At 60.6% G+C, this 18,264-nt stretch carries 15 protein-coding genes; 7 read left to right on the top strand and 8 right to left on the bottom strand.

Going from position 1 to position 18,264, the window contains the following annotated elements:
• Positions 1–45 precede the first annotated feature (45 nt).
• Positions 46–1,068, bottom strand: a complete 1,023-nt coding sequence (locus I2I05_RS16605; RefSeq protein WP_196283384.1) for a hypothetical protein — start codon at positions 1,066–1,068, stop codon at positions 46–48.
• A gap of 103 nt (positions 1,069–1,171) precedes the next feature.
• Here I2I05_RS16605 and I2I05_RS16610 point away from each other — a divergent pair, with 103 nt between their 5' ends.
• Positions 1,172–3,412, top strand: coding sequence for a S9 family peptidase (locus I2I05_RS16610; RefSeq protein ID WP_196283385.1), 2,241 nt, complete (start codon positions 1,172–1,174; stop codon positions 3,410–3,412).
• Between the two features lie 185 nt (positions 3,413–3,597).
• Here I2I05_RS16610 and I2I05_RS16615 read toward each other — a convergent pair whose 3' ends face one another.
• Positions 3,598–5,259, bottom strand: coding sequence for a catalase (locus I2I05_RS16615; RefSeq protein WP_196283386.1), 1,662 nt, complete (start codon positions 5,257–5,259; stop codon positions 3,598–3,600).
• Between the two features lie 226 nt (positions 5,260–5,485).
• The gene (prmC, locus tag I2I05_RS16620; protein ID WP_196283387.1) at positions 5,486–6,361 is read right to left on the bottom strand and encodes a peptide chain release factor N(5)-glutamine methyltransferase; all 876 of its coding nucleotides are present in this window, start codon (positions 6,359–6,361) and stop codon (positions 5,486–5,488) included.
• A gap of 54 nt (positions 6,362–6,415) precedes the next feature.
• Here prmC and ribD point away from each other — a divergent pair, with 54 nt between their 5' ends.
• The 4 genes from ribD (at position 6,416) to I2I05_RS16640 (ending at position 10,124) form a co-directional block, all read left to right on the top strand.
• The gene (gene ribD, locus I2I05_RS16625) at positions 6,416–7,468 is read left to right on the top strand and encodes a bifunctional diaminohydroxyphosphoribosylaminopyrimidine deaminase/5-amino-6-(5-phosphoribosylamino)uracil reductase RibD (RefSeq protein WP_196283388.1); all 1,053 of its coding nucleotides are present in this window, start codon (positions 6,416–6,418) and stop codon (positions 7,466–7,468) included.
• A gap of 87 nt (positions 7,469–7,555) precedes the next feature.
• A complete protein-coding gene (locus I2I05_RS16630) occupies positions 7,556–8,038 on the top strand; it encodes a GAF domain-containing protein (protein ID WP_196283389.1) in 483 nt (160 codons plus the stop codon).
• A 46-nt stretch (positions 8,039–8,084) separates the two neighbouring features.
• Positions 8,085–8,759 carry a hypothetical protein gene (locus I2I05_RS16635; protein ID WP_196283390.1) on the top strand — a complete coding sequence of 225 codons (675 nt, stop codon included), beginning with the start codon at positions 8,085–8,087 and terminating at the stop codon, positions 8,757–8,759.
• A 189-nt stretch (positions 8,760–8,948) separates the two neighbouring features.
• The gene (locus tag I2I05_RS16640; RefSeq protein ID WP_196283391.1) at positions 8,949–10,124 is read left to right on the top strand and encodes a glutathionylspermidine synthase family protein; all 1,176 of its coding nucleotides are present in this window, start codon (positions 8,949–8,951) and stop codon (positions 10,122–10,124) included.
• A gap of 75 nt (positions 10,125–10,199) precedes the next feature.
• On the opposite strand, the gene I2I05_RS16645 is transcribed toward I2I05_RS16640, so the two are convergent.
• From I2I05_RS16645 to I2I05_RS16660, 4 genes are all read right to left on the bottom strand, one after another.
• Complete coding sequence (locus I2I05_RS16645; RefSeq protein WP_196283392.1) at positions 10,200–10,865, bottom strand: phosphatidylserine decarboxylase family protein; 666 nt, start codon at positions 10,863–10,865, stop codon at positions 10,200–10,202.
• A 179-nt stretch (positions 10,866–11,044) separates the two neighbouring features.
• On the bottom strand, positions 11,045–12,334 hold the full coding sequence (locus I2I05_RS16650; protein ID WP_196283393.1) for a Glu/Leu/Phe/Val family dehydrogenase: 1,290 nt from the start codon (positions 12,332–12,334) through the stop codon (positions 11,045–11,047).
• 206 nt (positions 12,335–12,540) lie between these two features.
• Positions 12,541–13,440, bottom strand: a complete 900-nt coding sequence (locus tag I2I05_RS16655) for a phosphatidate cytidylyltransferase (protein WP_196283394.1) — start codon at positions 13,438–13,440, stop codon at positions 12,541–12,543.
• Positions 13,441–13,483: 43 nt separating this feature from the next.
• Positions 13,484–14,470, bottom strand: coding sequence for a CPBP family intramembrane glutamic endopeptidase (locus tag I2I05_RS16660; RefSeq protein WP_196283395.1), 987 nt, complete (start codon positions 14,468–14,470; stop codon positions 13,484–13,486).
• Positions 14,471–14,684: 214 nt separating this feature from the next.
• Between I2I05_RS16660 and dusB the strand changes: the two genes are divergently transcribed.
• Both dusB and I2I05_RS16670 read left to right on the top strand, forming a co-directional pair.
• Positions 14,685–15,677 carry a tRNA dihydrouridine synthase DusB gene (dusB, locus tag I2I05_RS16665; RefSeq protein WP_196283396.1) on the top strand — a complete coding sequence of 331 codons (993 nt, stop codon included), beginning with the start codon at positions 14,685–14,687 and terminating at the stop codon, positions 15,675–15,677.
• A 156-nt stretch (positions 15,678–15,833) separates the two neighbouring features.
• The gene (locus I2I05_RS16670) at positions 15,834–17,045 is read left to right on the top strand and encodes an ATP-binding protein (RefSeq protein ID WP_196283397.1); all 1,212 of its coding nucleotides are present in this window, start codon (positions 15,834–15,836) and stop codon (positions 17,043–17,045) included.
• 81 nt (positions 17,046–17,126) lie between these two features.
• Here the strand turns inward: I2I05_RS16670 and I2I05_RS16675 are convergent, their stop codons facing one another.
• Complete coding sequence (locus I2I05_RS16675) at positions 17,127–18,197, bottom strand: lipocalin family protein (protein ID WP_196283398.1); 1,071 nt, start codon at positions 18,195–18,197, stop codon at positions 17,127–17,129.
• Positions 18,198–18,264 lie beyond the last annotated feature (67 nt).

An 18,264-nucleotide genomic window follows, 5' to 3' on the forward strand; every position in this document is an offset into this window, starting at 1 on the left:
GGCTCCATTCCGGAGCCGCCTTTTTTGTTCCCGCAAACCCCTCGGCTACTTCTGCACCCGAACCACGCAGGTAAGAACCGGCGCGGTGCCCAGCACAACATCGGAAACGAGCAGCAGACCTGTTTTTCCCTCGGTTGTCCGGAAGGCGATAACCTGGTCTTTGGCCAAGGCGCCCGTGCTCAAGCCATCGGGGGCAGCCGTGAATAGCTCGCCGTTGGTGAAAGCGGTTGTAAATGCGGCCGTAGTGGCGGCCGCGTTGAATTCGACGCTGCTTAGGTTGGTGCGGCGCAATTCGGTGCGGCGCCGGATGGGCCACTTGGCCACGGGCAGCAGCGGCAATTGGCCGGCGTGGGCCGGTGCTTCCAGCGTGATGCTGCCGTTTCGAACCGTGGCAATTACGTCCACCAACTGCTGGTTGGGCTGCACCGTGGCTTCGTTGTTGAGCACGGCGTATTTGGGCAGCAGCAGGCCGTAGCTCAAGTTCAGGAATACGCGGGCCCGCTCGCGCAGCGTATCGAACGCCAGCGCGGTGCGGGGCCGGGGCCGCACTACGAGGTTGTAATTGTGGAACACAGCCGCCGAATCGGGCTTGCGCACGGTGAGGCGAAAGGCCCGCGACGCGCTTTCGCCGGTGGCGTCGGTGACGGTGTATTGCCACACCTCGGTGCCGGAAGTGGAGCGCGCCGAAAACCGGTTTTCGAACAAATACTCGCCGCCCCGGAAGGGCGAAGTGTAGGTGCTGGTGCTCTGAATGGGGGTGATGAGCGAATCGAGGTAGACGATGGTTTGCGCGGCTGGCGCGTCGCTGGGGTCGAAGCCGGAAAGCGGCAGCGGGTAGAGAAACGGCTCGGGGCCGGGCTCGTAGGTGACGCTGATGCGCAGGCGCCGCAGGGCGTTGTCGTTGCCCACGGCGTAGGCGCGGGTCGAGAGCGTGTCGTTGGCACTCACCGTGCGGTTGCTGGAGGTGAGCGTGGTGTTGCCCACGAAGTCGAGCCGCACCGGCCCGTTGGTTTTGGAACAGGCGCCCAGCAAGACGGGCAGCAAAAGCAGCAGGAGGCGAAAACGCATAGTTACAAAGGTAGCGGGAGCCACGCCCCGCGACGGTGCTGCGGCTGGTTGTTACCTTTAACGTTCCGTTTCCTCCCTTATTTCGCTCACGCTTTTCCGATTTATGCGTTTTCGCTTTTTTGCGCTGGCCGCGCTACTGGCCGCCAACGGCCCGGCATTGGTTCCGGGCTTCACTCTCACCCTGGTGCAGGCCCAGCAAAAGCTGCCGCTGACCCTGGAAGACATCTGGGCCAAGCCCACGTTCCGCGCCGCTAGCGTGCCGGGGTTCAACTGGATGAACGACGGCCGCTACTACTCGGCGCTGGAAGGCGGCAGCCTTGTGCAGTACGAGGTGACAACCGGCAAAGCCCTGGCTACCCTGGTGGCCGCCGCCGAACTGCAGTTGCCCGGCGCCGCCAAGCCGCTGAACGTGGACGGCTACACCTTCAACTCGAACGAGCAGAAAATCCTGTTCACAACCGATACGGAGCCCATTTACCGGCACAGCGCCCAGGCCACGTACTACGTGTTTGACCGGGCCAGCAAGAAGCTGACGCCGCTGAGCGCCGGCGGCAAACAGGGCTACGCCACGTTCTCGCCCGATGGCCAGCGCGTGGCCTTTACCCGCGACAACAACGTGTTTGTGACGGAATTGGCCACCATGAAGGAAACTCCCGTGACCAGCAACGGGGTGAAAAACAACCTCATCAACGGCTCGACCGACTGGGTGTACGAAGAGGAATTTGGCTTTGCGCAGGGTTTCTTCTGGTCGCCGGATAGCAAGCAAATTGCTTTCTACACCTTCGATGAAAGCCAGGTGCCCGAGTACGACATGCAGAAGTGGGGCAACCTCTACCCCCAGGAATACCGCTTCAAATACCCCAAGGCCGGCGAGAAAAACTCGGTAGTAGGCGTGAATGCCTACGACGTGGCCAGCGCCCGCACCACCAAAATGGACGTGGGCCCCGAGCCCGACCAGTACATCCCGCGCGTGATGTGGACGCAGGTGCCGAACACGCTCAGCATTCAGCGTTTGAACCGCCTGCAGAACAAGCTCGAAATTCTGCACGCCGACGCCAACACCGGCAAAGCCAGCGTGGTGCTCACCGACACCAACCCGGCTTACGTTGAAATCAACGACGACTTGAAGTACCTGGCGGGCGGCAAGCAGTTCGTTTTCACCAGCGAGAAAGACGGCTACCAGCACCTCTACCTGCACGACATGAACGGCAAGCAGGTGCGCCAGCTCACCAAAGGCAACTGGGAAATCAGCCAAATTAACGGCTTCGACCCCAAAACCGGCTTTGTGTACTACACCAGCACCGAAGGCTCGGCCCTGCAGCGCCACCTCTACCGCATCAACCTGAAAGGCTCGGGCAAAAAGCGCATCAGCGAGGCCGGCAACGGCACCGACGTGGTAAACATGAGCCCCGACACCAAGTATTTCCTCAACACCCACTCCTCGGCCGGCGTGCCGGCGGTGGTGAGCCTGCGCGAAGGCGCCAGCGGCAAGCTGGTGAAAACCCTGGAAGACAACGCCAAGTTGCGCCAGACCCTGACGCAATACGACCTCGGCAAGCACGAATTCATCACCTTCAAAACCTCCGAAGGCGTGGATTTGAACGGCTGGATGATTAAGCCCGCCAACTTCGACCCCAACAAGAAATACCCCGTGCTGATGCACGTGTACGGCGGCCCCAGCTTCGGCAGCGGCAGCGCCCAAACCGTGCTCGACAACGCCGGCGGCGGCACGGCCTTCACCAACTACCTCTGGCACCAGATGCTGGCCCAGCAGGGCTACATCGTGGTTTCGGTGGAAAACCGGGGCACTTCGGGCCGCGGCTCGGCCTTCCGCAAGGCCACGTATGCCAACCTGGGAAAGCTCGAAACCATTGACCAGGGCGAAGGCGCTAAGTACCTCGGCAGCCTGCCCTACGTGGACAAATCGCGCATCGGCATCTGGGGCTGGAGCTACGGCGGCTATATGACCTCGCTGGCCATGACCAAAAACCCCGACCTCTTCAAGATGGGCATTGCCGTGGCCCCGGTCACGAACTGGCGCTACTACGACAGCGTGTACACCGAGCGCTACCTGAAAACACCCCAGGAAAACGCCGCCGGCTACGACGAGAATTCGCCCGTGCAATTCGCCCAAAACCTGAAAGGCAAGTTCCTGCTCGTGCACGGCACCGGCGACGACAACGTGCATTTCCAGAACTCCATCGCCTTCGTCGACGCCCTCGTCAAAGCCGACAAGGACTTCCAGACGCTCTATTACCCGAACCGCAACCACGGCATCTCGGGCGGCAACACGCGCCTGCACCTCTACCGCCAGATGACGAATTTTGTGAAGCAGAACCTGTAAAAAGCTTTAGCCAAACAACACTAGAAAGAACGTCATGCTGAGCTTGTCGAAGCATCTCTACCGCTTCGCCTGCACCGCTGCAACAAAGCAGTAGAGATGCTTCGACAAGCTCAGCATGACGTTCAAATAAGCAGTCAATAAAAAGGGCTCCCAATTGGGAGCCCTTTTTATTGCGCCAATCTACATTAATACGGCTTGGCGTCGTGGGCGATGGCCTCGGCCTCGTGCACGGCGGCGGAAGCTTTGCTTTCGTTGGCCTGGGTGGCGCCGGCTTGGCCGCTGCGGGCGTTTTGCAGGCCCTCGGCCAGGCGGCGGCCCCAGTCGGCGTCGCACTGGGTGCAGAGGTCAATCATTTTTTTCTGAATTACCTCTGCAGCATCGGCCAGGGCGCCGGTCATATTGCTGATGAGGTCGTTGCGCTCCCAGTCTTCGTGCAGGCGATACCGCTCGCCGGCTTGCTTGAAATTGTTGGTGCGGTCGATGGCCTGGCGCACCAGGCGGCCCTGGTAGGCCGGCATGTGGTCGGCGCCAGCCCGGGGCGACTCGCGCAGGCCCTTGAGGCTGCTGGGCTCGTAGTTCACGTGCAGGTTCTGGCCGGGGGCGGCATCTACGTGGTAGGCCATCTGGCCGTCGCGCTGGTTGGTGGCCACGTGCTTTTTAGGCGCGTTAATGGGCAGTTGCAGGTAGTTGGTGCCCACGCGGTAGCGCTGCGTATCCGAATACGAGAACGTGCGGCCTTGCAGCATTTTGTCGTCCGAGAAGTCGAGGCCGTCCACCAAAACGCCGGTACCGAAGGCCACTTGCTCCACTTCGGCGAAGTAGTTTTCGGGGTTGCGGTTCAGCGTCATCTTGCCCACGGGCAGGTGCGGGAACTGGTCTTCGGGCCAGATTTTGGTGTCGTCAAGCGGGTCGAAGTCGAGTTCGGGGTGCTCGTCGTCGCTCATAATCTGCACGCGCAGCTCCCACTGCGGGAAGTTGCCGGCCTTGATGTTGTCGAACAGGTCCTGGGTGGCGTGGTTGAAGTTCTTGGCCTGGATGGCTTCGGCTTCGGCTTGCGTGAGGTTTTTGATGCCTTGCAGCGGCTCCCAGTGGTATTTCACGAGCACGCCCACGCCTTCCTGGTTCACCCACTTGTAGGTGTTCACGCCGGAGCCCTGCATCTGGCGGTAGTTGGCCGGAATGCCCCAGGGCGAGAACAGGAACGACACCATGTGCATGGCCTCGGGCGTGTTCGAGATGAAGTCAAAAATCCGCTCGCCGGTCTGGCGGTTGTGCACCGGGTCGGGTTTCTGGGAGTGAATCAGGTCCGGGAATTTGAGAGCGTCGCGGATAAAGAACACCTTCAGGTTGTTGCCCACCAGGTCCCAGTTGCCGTCTTCGGTGTAGAATTTCACCGCGAAGCCGCGCGGGTCGCGCAGGGTTTCGGGCGAGTGCCCGCCGTGGCCCACCGTGCTGAAGCGCACGAACACCGGCGTTTCCTTGCCGGCCGTGTTGAATAGCTTGGCGCGGGTGTATTTCGCAATGGGCTCGTCGCCCACTTTGCCGTAGGCTTCGAAGATGCCGTGGGCCCCGGCGCCGCGGGCGTGCACCACCCGCTCGGGCACCCGCTCGCGGTCGAAGTGGCTGATTTTTTCCAGAAACTGGTAGTTTTCCAGCGTGGCGGGGCCGCGGTTGCCCACGGTGCGCAGGTTCTGGTTGTCGTAGACGGGGTGGCCCTGGCGCGTGGTCAGGGTGTTGGCGTCTTCGCCGGCGGCCATGCGGCCATCCAGCGAACTGCCAGCGCCGTTCACGGCCGTGCCGTGCTCACCGGGCTGCTGGCGGGGAGTCAAGTCTTGCTCTTGCTTCATAGAATAGTGGATTAAGAAAGGATGAAAACAAACACGTGTGCCGCCCGAATAACGGCAAAAATGAAGTTGTTGTTCAACTCATTTTCCCACAAAAAGCCGCAAGAACAATTGCCTGAGGCATTTTCAGGCCTTTCTTATCGCTGCAAATCCTGCGTTCTGCCCAGTGGGCCTAGGCTTCTATCCGCGCCTTTTGCAGCTATTTAGATGGGCTAGTGGCCGGGCTTACCTAGAGCGTATTTGCAGTGGCCAATCGGGTGCCGCGCACCACGCGCGGCTTGCCAAACATATCGGGCAACACGCGCACATCGGTATAGGCCCGCGCTTGGAGCAGCGCTGCCGTTTCGGGGCCCAGCGCTTCGTTTATTTCCAGGTACAGCACGCCTCCAGAGCCAAGCAGTTCCAGCCCAATGTCAGCCAGGCGCCGGTAAAACAGCAGCGGGTCTTCATCCGGCACAAACAAAGCGGTGGCCGGCTCCCAAGCCAGCACGTTCTCCCGCATCAGCGGCCGTTCGCTTTCGCGCACGTAAGGCGGGTTGCTCACCAGGATATCCAGGCTGCCGGGCGCGAGGTCAGCGGGCAATTCCTGTAAAATATCCACTTGCTGAAACCGCACGGCGGGGGCGTAGCGGGCGGCGTTGCGGCGCGCTACGGCCAGGGCCTCGGCCGAAATATCCACGGCCAGTACCTCTGCGTCGGGCAGCGCCGTGGCCAGGGCCAGCGCCAGGCACCCCGAACCGGTGCCCACGTCCAGCACTTTCAGCCCGGCGCGGCCAAGCTGTTCCATCTTTATCACCCGCACCAACTCTTCGGTTTCGGGCCGGGGAATGAGCGTGGCCGGGGTTACTTCCAGCGTCATGTCTTCGAAAAATGCCTGCCCCAGCACGTACTGCACGGGCTCGTGGGCCAGCAGGCGGGCCTGCAAGGGCGGCAGCGCGGCCAGGGCGTGGGCGGGCACCGGCTGCTGGGCGTCCATCATGCGCTGCAGTGCGTCAATATCCAGCAGGTATTCCACCACCAGGGTCGCAATGGCTTCGGCTTCGCGGTGGGGGTAGGCGGCTTGTAAGGCCAGAGCAAGGGTGGTAGTGAATAGGCGGATGGTCATCAGGACAAAGGTAAAGCCAAGGCCGAGCTACGGTTGGCGAACTACCTTCGCCTCATGAATTCAGAAGATGTGATTTTCATGCGCCGCGCCCTCGATTTGGCGCAGCTCGGCACCGGCTACGCACGCCCCAATCCGTTGGTGGGCTGCGTGGTAACGCACCAGGGCCGCATCATTGGCGAGGGCTGGCACCAGCAATACGGCGGCCCCCACGCCGAAGTAAACGCGCTGGAATCGGTGGCCAACCAAGCGTTGCTGCGCGAAAGCCGCGTGTACGTGACCCTGGAACCCTGCGCCCACCACGGCAAAACCCCACCCTGCGCCGACCTGCTCATTGCCAAGGGTGTACCGGAAGTAGTCATTTGCAACGAGGACCCGTTTCCGCTGGTGGCGGGCCGGGGCATCGACAAGCTGCGCGCCGCCGGCGTGAAGGTGGAAACCGGCGTACTGGCCGCCGAAGGGCGCTGGCTCAACCGCCGGTTTTTCACCTTTCACGAGAAAAAACGGCCCTACCTGGTACTCAAATGGGCCGAAACGGCCGATGGCTTTCTGGCTGGGCGCTACTTCCAGCCGGTGCAAATCAGCGGGCCGCAGGCGGGCTTGCTCACCCACCAGTGGCGGGCCGAGGAACAGGCCATTCTAGTGGGCACCCGCACCGCCCTGCACGACAACCCCCGCCTGAACGTGCGCGACTGGCCCGGCCCCCAGCCCACGCGCTTGGTTATCGACAAAAACCTGAGCCTGCCGCCCACCCACCACCTGCTCGATAGCTCGCAGGCCACCCTCATCTACACCTATCGGCAGCCCCGGCACGCCACCAACCTCGACCTCGTGACTTTGTCCGAAGCCGACGACCTGATTCCGCAGGTAATGGGCGACTTGTACGAGCGGCAGATTCAGTCGGTACTGGTGGAAGGCGGCCCCACGGTGCTCAACGCGCTGATAAACGCCGGGCTGTGGGACGAAATCCGGGTGTTCCGGGCGCCCCTGCGGCTGGGCCAGGGCATTGCCGCGCCGCGCATGGGCCTGACGGCTCTGCGCGAGCGGCGGAACGTTGGGCCCGATGAGTTGTTCTGGTATGTAAACGACAAAAAACCTGCGGTGCACTAGCGGCGGGGTGTAATGCCCGGCGCAATTCAGCGAATCATACTTACGACATTTCCCCGCGCGACAGACGACGCCCGCGCTTCCTCCCTCATGGCCGAAAACCTCACCCTCGACACCACGCTCACCAAAGCCGAGCAATACCGCCAGCTGCTGCCTCAAATCGAAGCCCTCACCACCGGCGAACCCGACCTGACGGCCAACTTGGCCAATACGGCTGCCGCCCTGCGCCAGGCTTTCGGGTTTTTCTGGGTGGGATTTTATCTGGTGAAGGGCGACGAGCTGGTGCTGGGCCCGTTTCAGGGTCCTATTGCCTGCACGCGCATTCGGCACGGCAAGGGCGTGTGCGGAGCCAGCTGGGCCCAAGCCCAGACCCTGCTGGTGCCCGACGTGGAAGAATTTCCCGGCCATATTGCCTGCAGCTCCGATTCGAAATCAGAAATCGTGGTGCCCATTATCAGCAACGGCCAAGTGGTGGCCGTGCTGGACGTGGACAGCGACCAGCTCAACGACTTCGACCACGACGACCAAGCTGCGCTGGAACAGCTTATGCAGCTGGCCGCCCGCTGGTTCTAACGCCCCAATTGTACCTTAGCTACTCCTCTATTTTCCAGTTTTCCCTATGAAAAAGCACTTTCATCCCCTCGGCGACTGGCGGCGCAATGTGCTGCTGATGGCCGCGGCCACCAGCCTGGGCCTGGCCCTGCCGGCTTGCTCCGACAACCAGCGCGCCGATACCAACGGCGCCGAAGCCGGCTGGGGCGGCGAGACCTACAGCCAGGGCGTCATCACGGAAATGACCGAAGTCCAGCCCGGCGAATGGAAAATCACGGCCGAGCGCCCGGCCGGCAAAGAAGAAGTAGCCGCCGTGCTGCGCCACTTCGACGGCAAAGTGGACACCCTGCAGGGCCAAGCTCTGCAGCGCCAAATGCAGGAATACAGCCGCGCCAACCCCGAAAACCGCTCCGGTGGCACCGGCATGATGGACATTCTGATGTGGAGCGGAATCGGCTACATGGCCGGGCGTTTCCTCACGCCCAACACCGGCGCCTACGCCAACCCCGGCCTGCTCCAGCGCAACCAAGGCTGGCGCGCCAACGTGGCCCGCGAGCGCCAAACCGGCCGCGGCTTTTTCGGCCGGGGCTTCGGCGGCGCCGGCACTTCGCCCAATGCGGGCATCTCGGAAAGCCGCTCCACGGTGCGCACGGCGCCCCGGCCCAGCTTCCGGAGCAGCTCGCCCGCGGGGCGCAGCAGCGGCTTTGGCAGCCGCGGCGGCTCGCGAGGATTTGGCGGGTAAGCCCCTTTCTCAGTTTACAAAACGTTGTTTACAGAACGTCATGCTGAGCGCAGCCGAAGCATCTCGCGTGCCACCGCTAAACTCGACGATTGAGTTAGTGACTGCACGCGAGATGCTTCGGCTGCGCTCAGCATGACGTTGCTATTTATTAAAAATTTATCTACTTCAGCAACTCTCCCTAATTTATCCATGATAAACCTCCTCCCTCTCACCGGCGATGTTTCGCCCGCCGTGCGCACTTTGGGCTGGGACTGGGCCATTGAGGAAGCGTGCCAGAACTACGTGGCCCGCGAAGCCGTGCAGCTCAGCGAGAACGAGGCGGAGGTGTTGCTGCAGGCCGCCGATACGCTTTACGACATGCTGGTGGAATCCATTCCGGACCCTATTTCGGATGCGTTTTTGCAGCAACTGGCCATTCCCGCCAACTTGTGGGAGATTGTGCGCCACTCCTGGAAAGATGAGCGCCACTGGCACCTCTACGGCCGTTTCGACCTGGCCCTGACGCCCGAGGGCCCCAAGCTGCTGGAGTTTAACGCCGATACGGCCACCAGCATTCCCGAAACCAGTGTGGTGCAATGGGCCAGCCTAGTAGCCACGGGCCAGACCGACGAAGACCGCCAGGCCAACGGCTTGTTCGAGTGCCTCGAAGACCAGTTCCGCCACTGGCGCACCCTCAATATCGACCGGCAGGCCACCCTGCTGCTGGTGCACCTCCCCGACAGCGCCGAAGACGAAGCCAATTGCGCGGTGCTGGCCGAAGCCGCCCACGCCGCTGGCTTTGCGGACTTCCACATTTGCTCCGTCGACGACATGAAGGTGTCGGTGGCCGGCGAAGACCGGGGCATCTGGGCCGAAACCGCGCCAAACCAGTGGCAGAAATTCGACTTCCTGTTCAAACTCGTGCCCTGGGAAATTCTGGCCGAAGAGGAACCGGAACTCACCGCCGATTTGGCCCACCTGCAGCTCACGCGCGACGTGGTCACGGCCAATCCGGCCTACAGCTTGATTTTCCAGAGCAAAGCCTTGCTCGCGCACCTTTGGAACCAGTTTCCGCACCACCCGCTGCTCCTCGAATCTAGCCTGACTACCCTGCCCGGCCACCACATCCGCAAGCCCCTGTTTGGGCGCGAGGGCCAGAATGTGGCCGAAATTCAGCCCGATGGCCGCACCAGTACCGAAGTCCCAGGCGATTTTGCCCAGCAGCCGCAGCTTTACCAGCGTTGGGCCGAGCTGCCCGCCGATGCGCAGGGCCGGCGGTACCAAGCGGGGGTTTTCTGGGCTGGGGAGGCCTGCGCCATCGGCTTCCGGCGCGAAGCCGGGTTGATTACCAATTTGTCGGAATTCGTGCCGCACGTTTTGGTGTAGCGCACCGCGTTGCATCCACAAAAAAGCCCGGCTCCATTGGGGAAGCCGGGCTTTTTTTGATTTTATCAGACGGGTTTATTTCACTTTGAGCTGGCAAATAACCGTTTCACCGCCTTTCACTTTCTGGCCCAACTCCACTTTTATTTCGGTGTCTATGGGCACAAAAACGTCGACCCGGGAGCCGAATTTGATGAAGCCGAACTCTTCGCCCTGGCTTACTTCGTCGCCCTCGTTCACGTACCACACAATGCGGCGGGCCATGGCGCCGGCAATCTGCCGGAAGAGCACCAGCGGGCCGGCATCGCTTTCCACCACCACGGTGGTGCGCTCGTTTTGGGTGCTGCTTTTGGGGTGCCACGCCACCAGGTAGTTGCCGGGGTGGTACTTGAAATACTTCACCAAACCCGAAATGGGGTTGCGGGTGACGTGCACGTTGATGGGCGACATGAAGATGCTGATTTGCTTGCGCTCATCCTCAAAATATTCGGGTTCGAACACGTTTTCGATGACCACCACCTTGCCATCGGCGGGCGCCAGCAACAAATCTTCGTGGGTGAACAAGTGCCGGAACGGGCTGCGGAAAAATTGCAGAATCAACAAAAAGACAATAACGGTGGCCCCGGCAAACAGCCGGTTGACCAGGTCCGCACCTTTGTTCAAATTGAATACCAGCAAATTAAGCGCCAGCAAAACCAGCAGCGTAACGAACAGAATACGTCTTCCTTCTTTATGAATCTTCATGCTAATTGCGAAACGGGCCGCCTGGGATGCAAGTTAAAGCCCTCTAGCTAAACAACGGCCCACTTTACCGCAACGGGTAAAGTGGGCCGTATGTTCGGGTGGCGCGCAAAACGGGAGTATTGCGCCGCCATCAACCCAGCAGGCGCCGTTGCCGACGCCTTCGGATTGGGCAGTAGGGCTTAGAAACCGCCGCGGAACTTATAGGTCTGGGCTACTTTGTCGATGGCTACCACGTAGGCGGCAATGCGCATCGGCACGTTGTATTTCTGGCTGGTTTGGTACACCTTTTCAAACGCGTCGTTCATGATGCGGTCGGCGCGGTCGGTCACCATGTCGAGGCTCCACTTGAAGCCTTGCTTGTTCTGCACCCACTCGAAGTAGGAAACGGTTACGCCGCCCGAGTTGGCCAGAATGTCGGGCACCACCATAATGCCTTTTTCGTTGATAATCGGGTCGGCCGACGCCGAAGTGGGGCCGTTGGCGCCTTCCACGATGAGCTTGGCCTTGATGTTGTGGGCGTTGTGCTCGGTGATGACGTCTTCCACGGCAGCGGGCACCAGCACGTCCACGTCAGACGTTAGCAGGTCGTTGGGGTCCATGGGCGTGGCGCCGGTGAAGCCTTCGAGGCGGCCGTTGTGGGCGTTTTTATAGGCAATGGCATCGTCGATGTTGATGCCGTTATCGTTCCAGTAAGCTCCCGAAATGTCGGATACGCCCTTGATTTTTACGCCTTCGGCGTGCAGCAAAATTGCTGCCCACGAACCCACGTTGCCAAAGCCCTGCACAGCGGCCGATACTTCGGTCGGCTTCAGGCCCAGCTTTTTCAAAGCAGCCAGCGTCGACACCATCACGCCGCGGCCGGTGGCCTCGGTGCGACCCAGCGAGCCGCCCATTACCAGCGGCTTGCCGGTAACTACAGCGGGCGACGTCATGCCGTTGGTTTTGGAGAATTCGTCCATCAGCCACGCCATTTCGCGGGGGCCGGTGCCCATGTCGGGAGCCGGAATGTCGCGGTCGGGGCCAAAAATATCTTTCAGGGCGAGGGTGTAGCCGCGGGTCATGCGCTCAATTTCGCCGGCGCTCATGGTGGTGGGGTCGCAGATGATGCCGCCCTTGGCGCCGCCGTAGGGAATATCAACCACAGCGCACTTCCAGGTCATCCAGGCGGCCAGGGCTTTCACCTCGTCGAGGTGCACATTTTTGTCGTAGCGAATGCCGCCCTTGCTCGGGCCCAGAATCGTGTTGTGAATAACGCGGTAGCCTTCGAATACGCGAATGTGGCCGTCGTCCATCGTCACCGGAATGTTGACGATAACCTGCTTGTCGGCAGCTTTCAGGACGTTGTAGGTGGCATCATCGAGACCCAGAATATCGGCCGCGATGTTGAAGCGCGACATCATCGATTCCAGGGGGTTTTCGCGGTCCAGGAGCGGGGCGGGTTCTTTATACACGGTGTGGTGGGCTGCCATTCGGGTTGTGATTAGGGAAGTGTTGGGTGGGAGTGTGCGTACGGTTTAGGGCCGCAAAGGTATTGGTTTTGCCAAGACCAGAGGCGTATTGCGTGCAAACGTTTGGGGCGTTTCCCCGAGATTGTTTAGCACCAGCAACATTGCCCCGGCTACCGTTTAGCGGCAATTGCCGCGGGCGCAACCCCGGCAATAACAAGTCCACTTTTCTACCCTGCCAGCAATTGCAGCAGCGCCAGCACCGGCAGCACCAACAAAAAAGCATCGAACCTATCCAACAACCCGCCGTGGCCGGGCATGATGCTGCCCGAATCTTTCACGCCCACGCTGCGCTTGAGCATGGACTCGGCCAAGTCGCCGAGCGGGCCGAAGATGGCCACGACTCCGGCCGCTACGAGACGGTGTTCCAGCGGCACATCGGGCAGCATAAACTTCAGAGCCCAACCCACGGCCAGCGTAAGCAGAAAGCCGCCTGCCCACCCTTCCCAGGTTTTGCCGGGCGAAATGCTGGGAGCCAACTTGTGCTTGCCGAAGGTTTTGCCGGCTGCATAGGCGCCTATGTCGGAAGCCCATACCAAGAACAGGAGGGCAAAGACGCGCCGGTAGTCGTAAGCAGAGTGAAAATTTGCGATTACACCCAACAAAATCATCGGAAAACTCACGTAAAACAGGCCAGCGAGGGTAGCGGCTAGGTCAGAAAACGGCTTGTTGTGCGTGGGCCAGAGGACAATTGCCCGCAGCAGTAAGAACACAGGCAAGCACAGGAATAAGGCGATGGCAACCGCTGGCACAGTGCCTAACGTGCCTTCTTCGTTGGCCGCAACCATAAATACCAGGCCCGCAGTGGTAATCAAGCTTGTTCCTACTCCTATCCATTTCGCTGGCTTGAATCCATCGGCCCGCATCATGCGGTAGAACTCCAGCAGCATTTTAGTCTGCACGGCCGCGAAAAATAAGGCGAAGGTCCACGCGCTGTACCACACACTGCCCAGCAGCATGGCCGCGCCGATGGAAGCGTAAATGACCCGCAAGCGCAAGTTGCTGGGGCCGGTTTTCTGCTCGGTGGGGTCGGCTAATTCGGGGGTAATCGGAGGCGTAAAGTCGGACAACGCGGAGGGATGAGGATGGGCGGAAAGGTAAGCGGTGAGCAGGCTAGGCCAGCGGCTTGGGGCGGTGCAAGTCCACGCCGTCGTGGCTGAGGGTGAGCATTTGGGTGGGCTTGGGCGGGGCCGTCATCTGCTGGTAGAGGAAGTAGAGCAAGCCGGCCGAGAGCAGCGCCGACGGCACTACCAACGTCCACGGCAAAGACTCGTTGCCGTCGGGGTCGAAGCCCCAGCCGAACAGGCCGCGCTGGCTGAGGAACAGAATCAGCAGCTGCAAGGCATTCTGTACGAAGTGCGCCGCCATCGACACCAGGATATTGCCGCTCCAGAAGTACAAATAACCGAGCACCAGCCCGAGCACAAACCGCGGCACAAACCCGAAAAACTGCATGTGAATGGCACTGAAAATGGCTGCCCCCAGCCACACGCCCACGTGCGGCGAAAACCACCGCACCAGGTTTTTCTGAATCACGCCCCGAAACACCAGCTCTTCGCTCACGGCCGGCACCACGGCGATGACCACCACCGCCACCAAAAACCGGGTGGTGGAATTGAACCGCGTGAGGAACTTGGTGAGGCCCTGTGCCCGGTCTTCGCTGGCCCGCGCCCACACCTCGAAATCGTGCAGAAAGCCGGGAAAATGCGCGTCGGCGTTCCAGGCAATGAGGCTGGACATGAAGGGCACAATGACGACGATAAGCGCCCCGGCGCCCAGCAGCCACCAGCCCGCCCCCAACCGGCGCGGATTAAAATACTCGGCCCAGCCGTAGCCCAGCAACGAAGCTAGGGCCAGCGCCCCGCCCGCACCCGCCGAAAACAGCAGCACGCCCTGCGCCATCATCAGCAGCCCCCAGCCCTGCGGGTACGCCGACGGGGCCGTCATCACCTTGCCGGCTTCGGCCACCGAGAGCCCGAACCCAGCCTGGGCCACTCCAAAAACGACGGCATAGCCCACGCAAGCCCCCGCCACCAAGAGCACCAGCAGCATCAATACCTGGAGGCCGGGGTGCAGCGTACGGGGCAGGAAACCTTTCATAGCAGGAGACTAGTTGGGAAGGGCGTAAATTTACCGCAGATTTAAATTAAGGCTAACCGACGCACCCCCACAAGAACGTCATGCAGAGCGCCGCGAAGCATCTCGCGTGCCACCACTAACCCAATCGGTTGGTTACTTGGCTGCGCACGAGATGCTTCGCGGCGCTCTGCATGACGTGCAAATTGGTACGAGGTTCTCATTGAATTATAAAAACGTGGTTAACATAGGCCCCAACATCCAGCTTCCCGACTTCCCGCTCCTGCTTGCGCCCATGGAGGACGTGAGCGACCCGCCATTCCGCGCCGTGTGCAAGGCCAACGGGGCCGATTTGATGTACACCGAATTTATTTCCTCAGAAGGCCTGATTCGGGCGGCGGCCAAAAGCCGGAAAAAGCTGGACATTTTCGACTACGAGCGGCCCATCGGCATCCAGCTGTTTGGTTCCGATGTGGAAACCATGGGCGAGTGCGCGGCCATCAGCACCGAGGTGGGGCCCGATTTGATTGACATCAACTACGGCTGCCCCGTGAAGCAAGTGGCCTGCCGCGGCGCCGGCGCGGCCCTGCTGCGCGACATCCCCAAAATGGTGGAAATGACGGCCGCCGTCATCCGCAACACCCACCTGCCCGTGACCGTGAAAACCCGCCTGGGCTGGGACGACGGCACCAAAAACGTGGAGGAAGTGGCCGAGCGCCTGCAGGACATCGGCATTGCGGCCCTCACCGTGCACGGCCGCACCCGCGTGCAGCTCTACAAAGGCGAAGCCGACTGGCGCCTGATTGCCAAAATCAAGGATAACCCGCGCATTCACATTCCCATCTTCGGCAACGGTGACATCACCTCGCCCGAAAAAGCCCTCGAATACAAAAACCGCTACGGCGTGGACGGCGTAATGGTGGGCCGCGCCAGCATCGGTTACCCCTGGATTTTCCGCGAAATCAAGCACTACGTGGCCACGGGCCAGCTCCTGGCTCCGCCCACGCTGGAGGAGCGGGTGGCCATGTGCCAGATGCACTTCGACAAAAGCGTGGAGTGGAAAGGCCCGAAAGTGGGCATTTTTGAGATGCGCCGCCACTACGCGCACTATTTCCGTGGCCTGGAAGGCGCCAAAGCCTGGCGCACCAGCTTGGTGAACGCCGAAACTCCAGACGTGGTATACGGCATCCTGCAAGAAATCGCGGCCAGCGACGCCGTGATGGTGGGGTAGTTTACCTGTTACGTCGATACGCCGGCCACTATAGCCCGTCATGCTGAGCGCAGCCGAAGCATCTCTCCCGCGCAACTAATTCATTTTAGTATTGCGGGAGAGATGCTTCGGCTGCGCTCAGCATGACGGGATTTATCAGAATTTGACACCCACTGAATGATTCTTCCGATTTACGACCAAAAGTCCCGTGTCAAAATCCTGGTGGCGGTGCTGGCCCTGCTCATTGGCGCAGCCACCGTTGTCTACACCAACTTGCTGGTGCAGCGCGTGTCGGAACGGGAGCAGCAGCAGATTCAACTCTACGCCAAGGCCCAGGAGTTCATCATCAATTCTGAATCGGACTCGAATACGCTCTTTGTATTCAATGAGATTGTGAATGCCAATGCCACCATTCCAGTTATTCTCAGCAGCGACGGCACGGACATTTTGGCGGCCAAAAACATCAGCATGCCGGCCCGCATTTCGGTCAAGGATTCGGTGGCATTGCTACAAAGTGAATTGCTGCTGATGAAGCAACAGCACACGCCCATTGTGGTGAAATTTGGCGCCGGGCAGGTCAACTACATCTACTACCGCGACTCGCAGCTATTGCAGCAGCTGCGCACCTACCCGCTGGTGCAATTGGTCGTGATTGGCTGCCTGGGCATCATTGCCTACTTCGCGTTCAGCTCCTCGCGCCGGGCCGAGCAAAACCGCGTCTGGGTGGGTTTGGCCAAAGAAACCGCGCACCAGTTGGGCACGCCGCTCAGCAGCCTGGTGGGCTGGCAGAACTACCTGCGCGACTCCGAGCGCTTCAAGGACGAGCCCATTGTGGAGGAACTGGGCAAGGACATTCGGCGCCTGGAAATCATCACCGAGCGGTTCAGCAACATCGGCTCGGTGCCGGTGCTCAAGGACGAAAACCTCTACCACACCACCCGCAACGCCATCGAGTACCTGCAAAGCCGGGTTTCAAAAAAGGTCGTTTTCAAAATCGAGTCGGACCTGCCGCTCGATACGCCGGCCCGCATCAACGTGCCGCTGTTCGATTGGGTCATCGAAAACATTTGCAAAAATGCGGTGGATGCCATGGACGGGCGCGGCTCCATCACGCTGCACCTGCGGCGGGTGCGCACCCGCCGCAGCTGGTACCGCCGCAGCGCTCCCGGCCGCCAAGTTGCCGTCGACATTACCGACACCGGCAAAGGCATTCCCAGCCACAAGCTCGAAAGCGTATTTATGCCCGGCTTCACCACCAAAAAGCGCGGTTGGGGCCTCGGCTTGGCCTTGGCCAAGCGCATCATCGAGAACTACCACGAAGGCAAGCTCTTTGTGAAATGGAGCGAAGTAGGCCGTGGCACCACCTTTCGCATAGTGCTGAACCAGTAGAAAAAGCTGTAGCGTGGACTTTGCGAGTCCGCGTGTAGAAGAACGTTCTTCCATACGCGGACTCACAGAGTCCGCGCTACATCACCGGTTAGTGATTTCCACGTAGGCTTTGCCGTTCACGGGCTTGCCGTTTTGCGTGCCCGTGACGCGGCACATGCCTTCCCAGTAATTCAATTTCAACACCTTAAAGAGGAGCAAATTCAATTCTTGGTGGGGCACCAGCGGCGTCACCACTAGGTCGTAGCCTTTGCTGGGCACGGTGATGCGCCACGTGGCGGGGTACTTCTTCTTGGAGGTTGGGCTGGTCCAGTACGTGAGGGGTTCCAGCTTGAAATCGGTTTCGGCAAGGTGCAGGTTTTCACCCTGAGCACCAAAATGCGAGCCGCCGCCAATTTGCTGGCCGGTTTTGGTATCGTGCACGGCATACAGCATCAGGTCTTCCTTGGACTCGTCCATTTGGATGCTGAGCCAGTCCCAGGCCACGTTGCGCTTGTTCACGCCGCCGCAGTTCCACTGCCGGTCGTACCAGAGCTCGCCGGTCACCTGGCGGGTTTTGCCGCCTACCTCGATGGTGCCGGTGGTGGCGAGGCGCGGGTAGCTGTAATAGCCGGCCTGGGCCACCGGGCCGTATTGCTCGTAGCCCGTGCCGCCGTGCAGCAGCACCGGTTTGGTGGGCGTGGTACGGAGATTGATGGCTTGGCCGGTTTTATTGCGCGGACCTTTGGTGGTCATGCGGGCCTGTAGCTGGTAACGGCCTTCCTGGCCTGTGAGGGTCCAGGTTTGGTCGTCTTTGGGCTGGGCGAGGCTGATGGGCAGCGCGGCGGTGAGCGGCGCGGGCAGCTTATCAAGCTGGTAATCGAAGGCGAAAAGCTGCGTTTGCGGGTCCGTCAGGGCGAAGTTTACCATCTGGTAATCTTTCTTGCCATCGGGGCTGAAGTGGAAGAAAACGTACTCCACGCCGAAGTCCTCGCCGGTGGCCACGTCCTTCAAATGGCCCGTGAAGTACCACCACTCCAGCGAGTTTTTCACATGGGGTGCTTCCTCCAGCGGCAGCTGGGCCTGGCCGGGGAAAACATCGTTTTTAACAGTAGGCTTGAGGATGGAGCAAGCCGAAGCAACAGCAAGAAGCAGGGCGAATCGCAGGAATTTCATACCCTGCCACAAGGCTTTTCCGAGGCTAAAAGTTTGGTTTAGGGTGGAGTTTAACGCGCGCAATGCG

The sequence above is a fragment of the Hymenobacter jeongseonensis genome, assembly GCF_015694725.1.
Taxonomy (GTDB): domain Bacteria; phylum Bacteroidota; class Bacteroidia; order Cytophagales; family Hymenobacteraceae; genus Hymenobacter; species Hymenobacter jeongseonensis.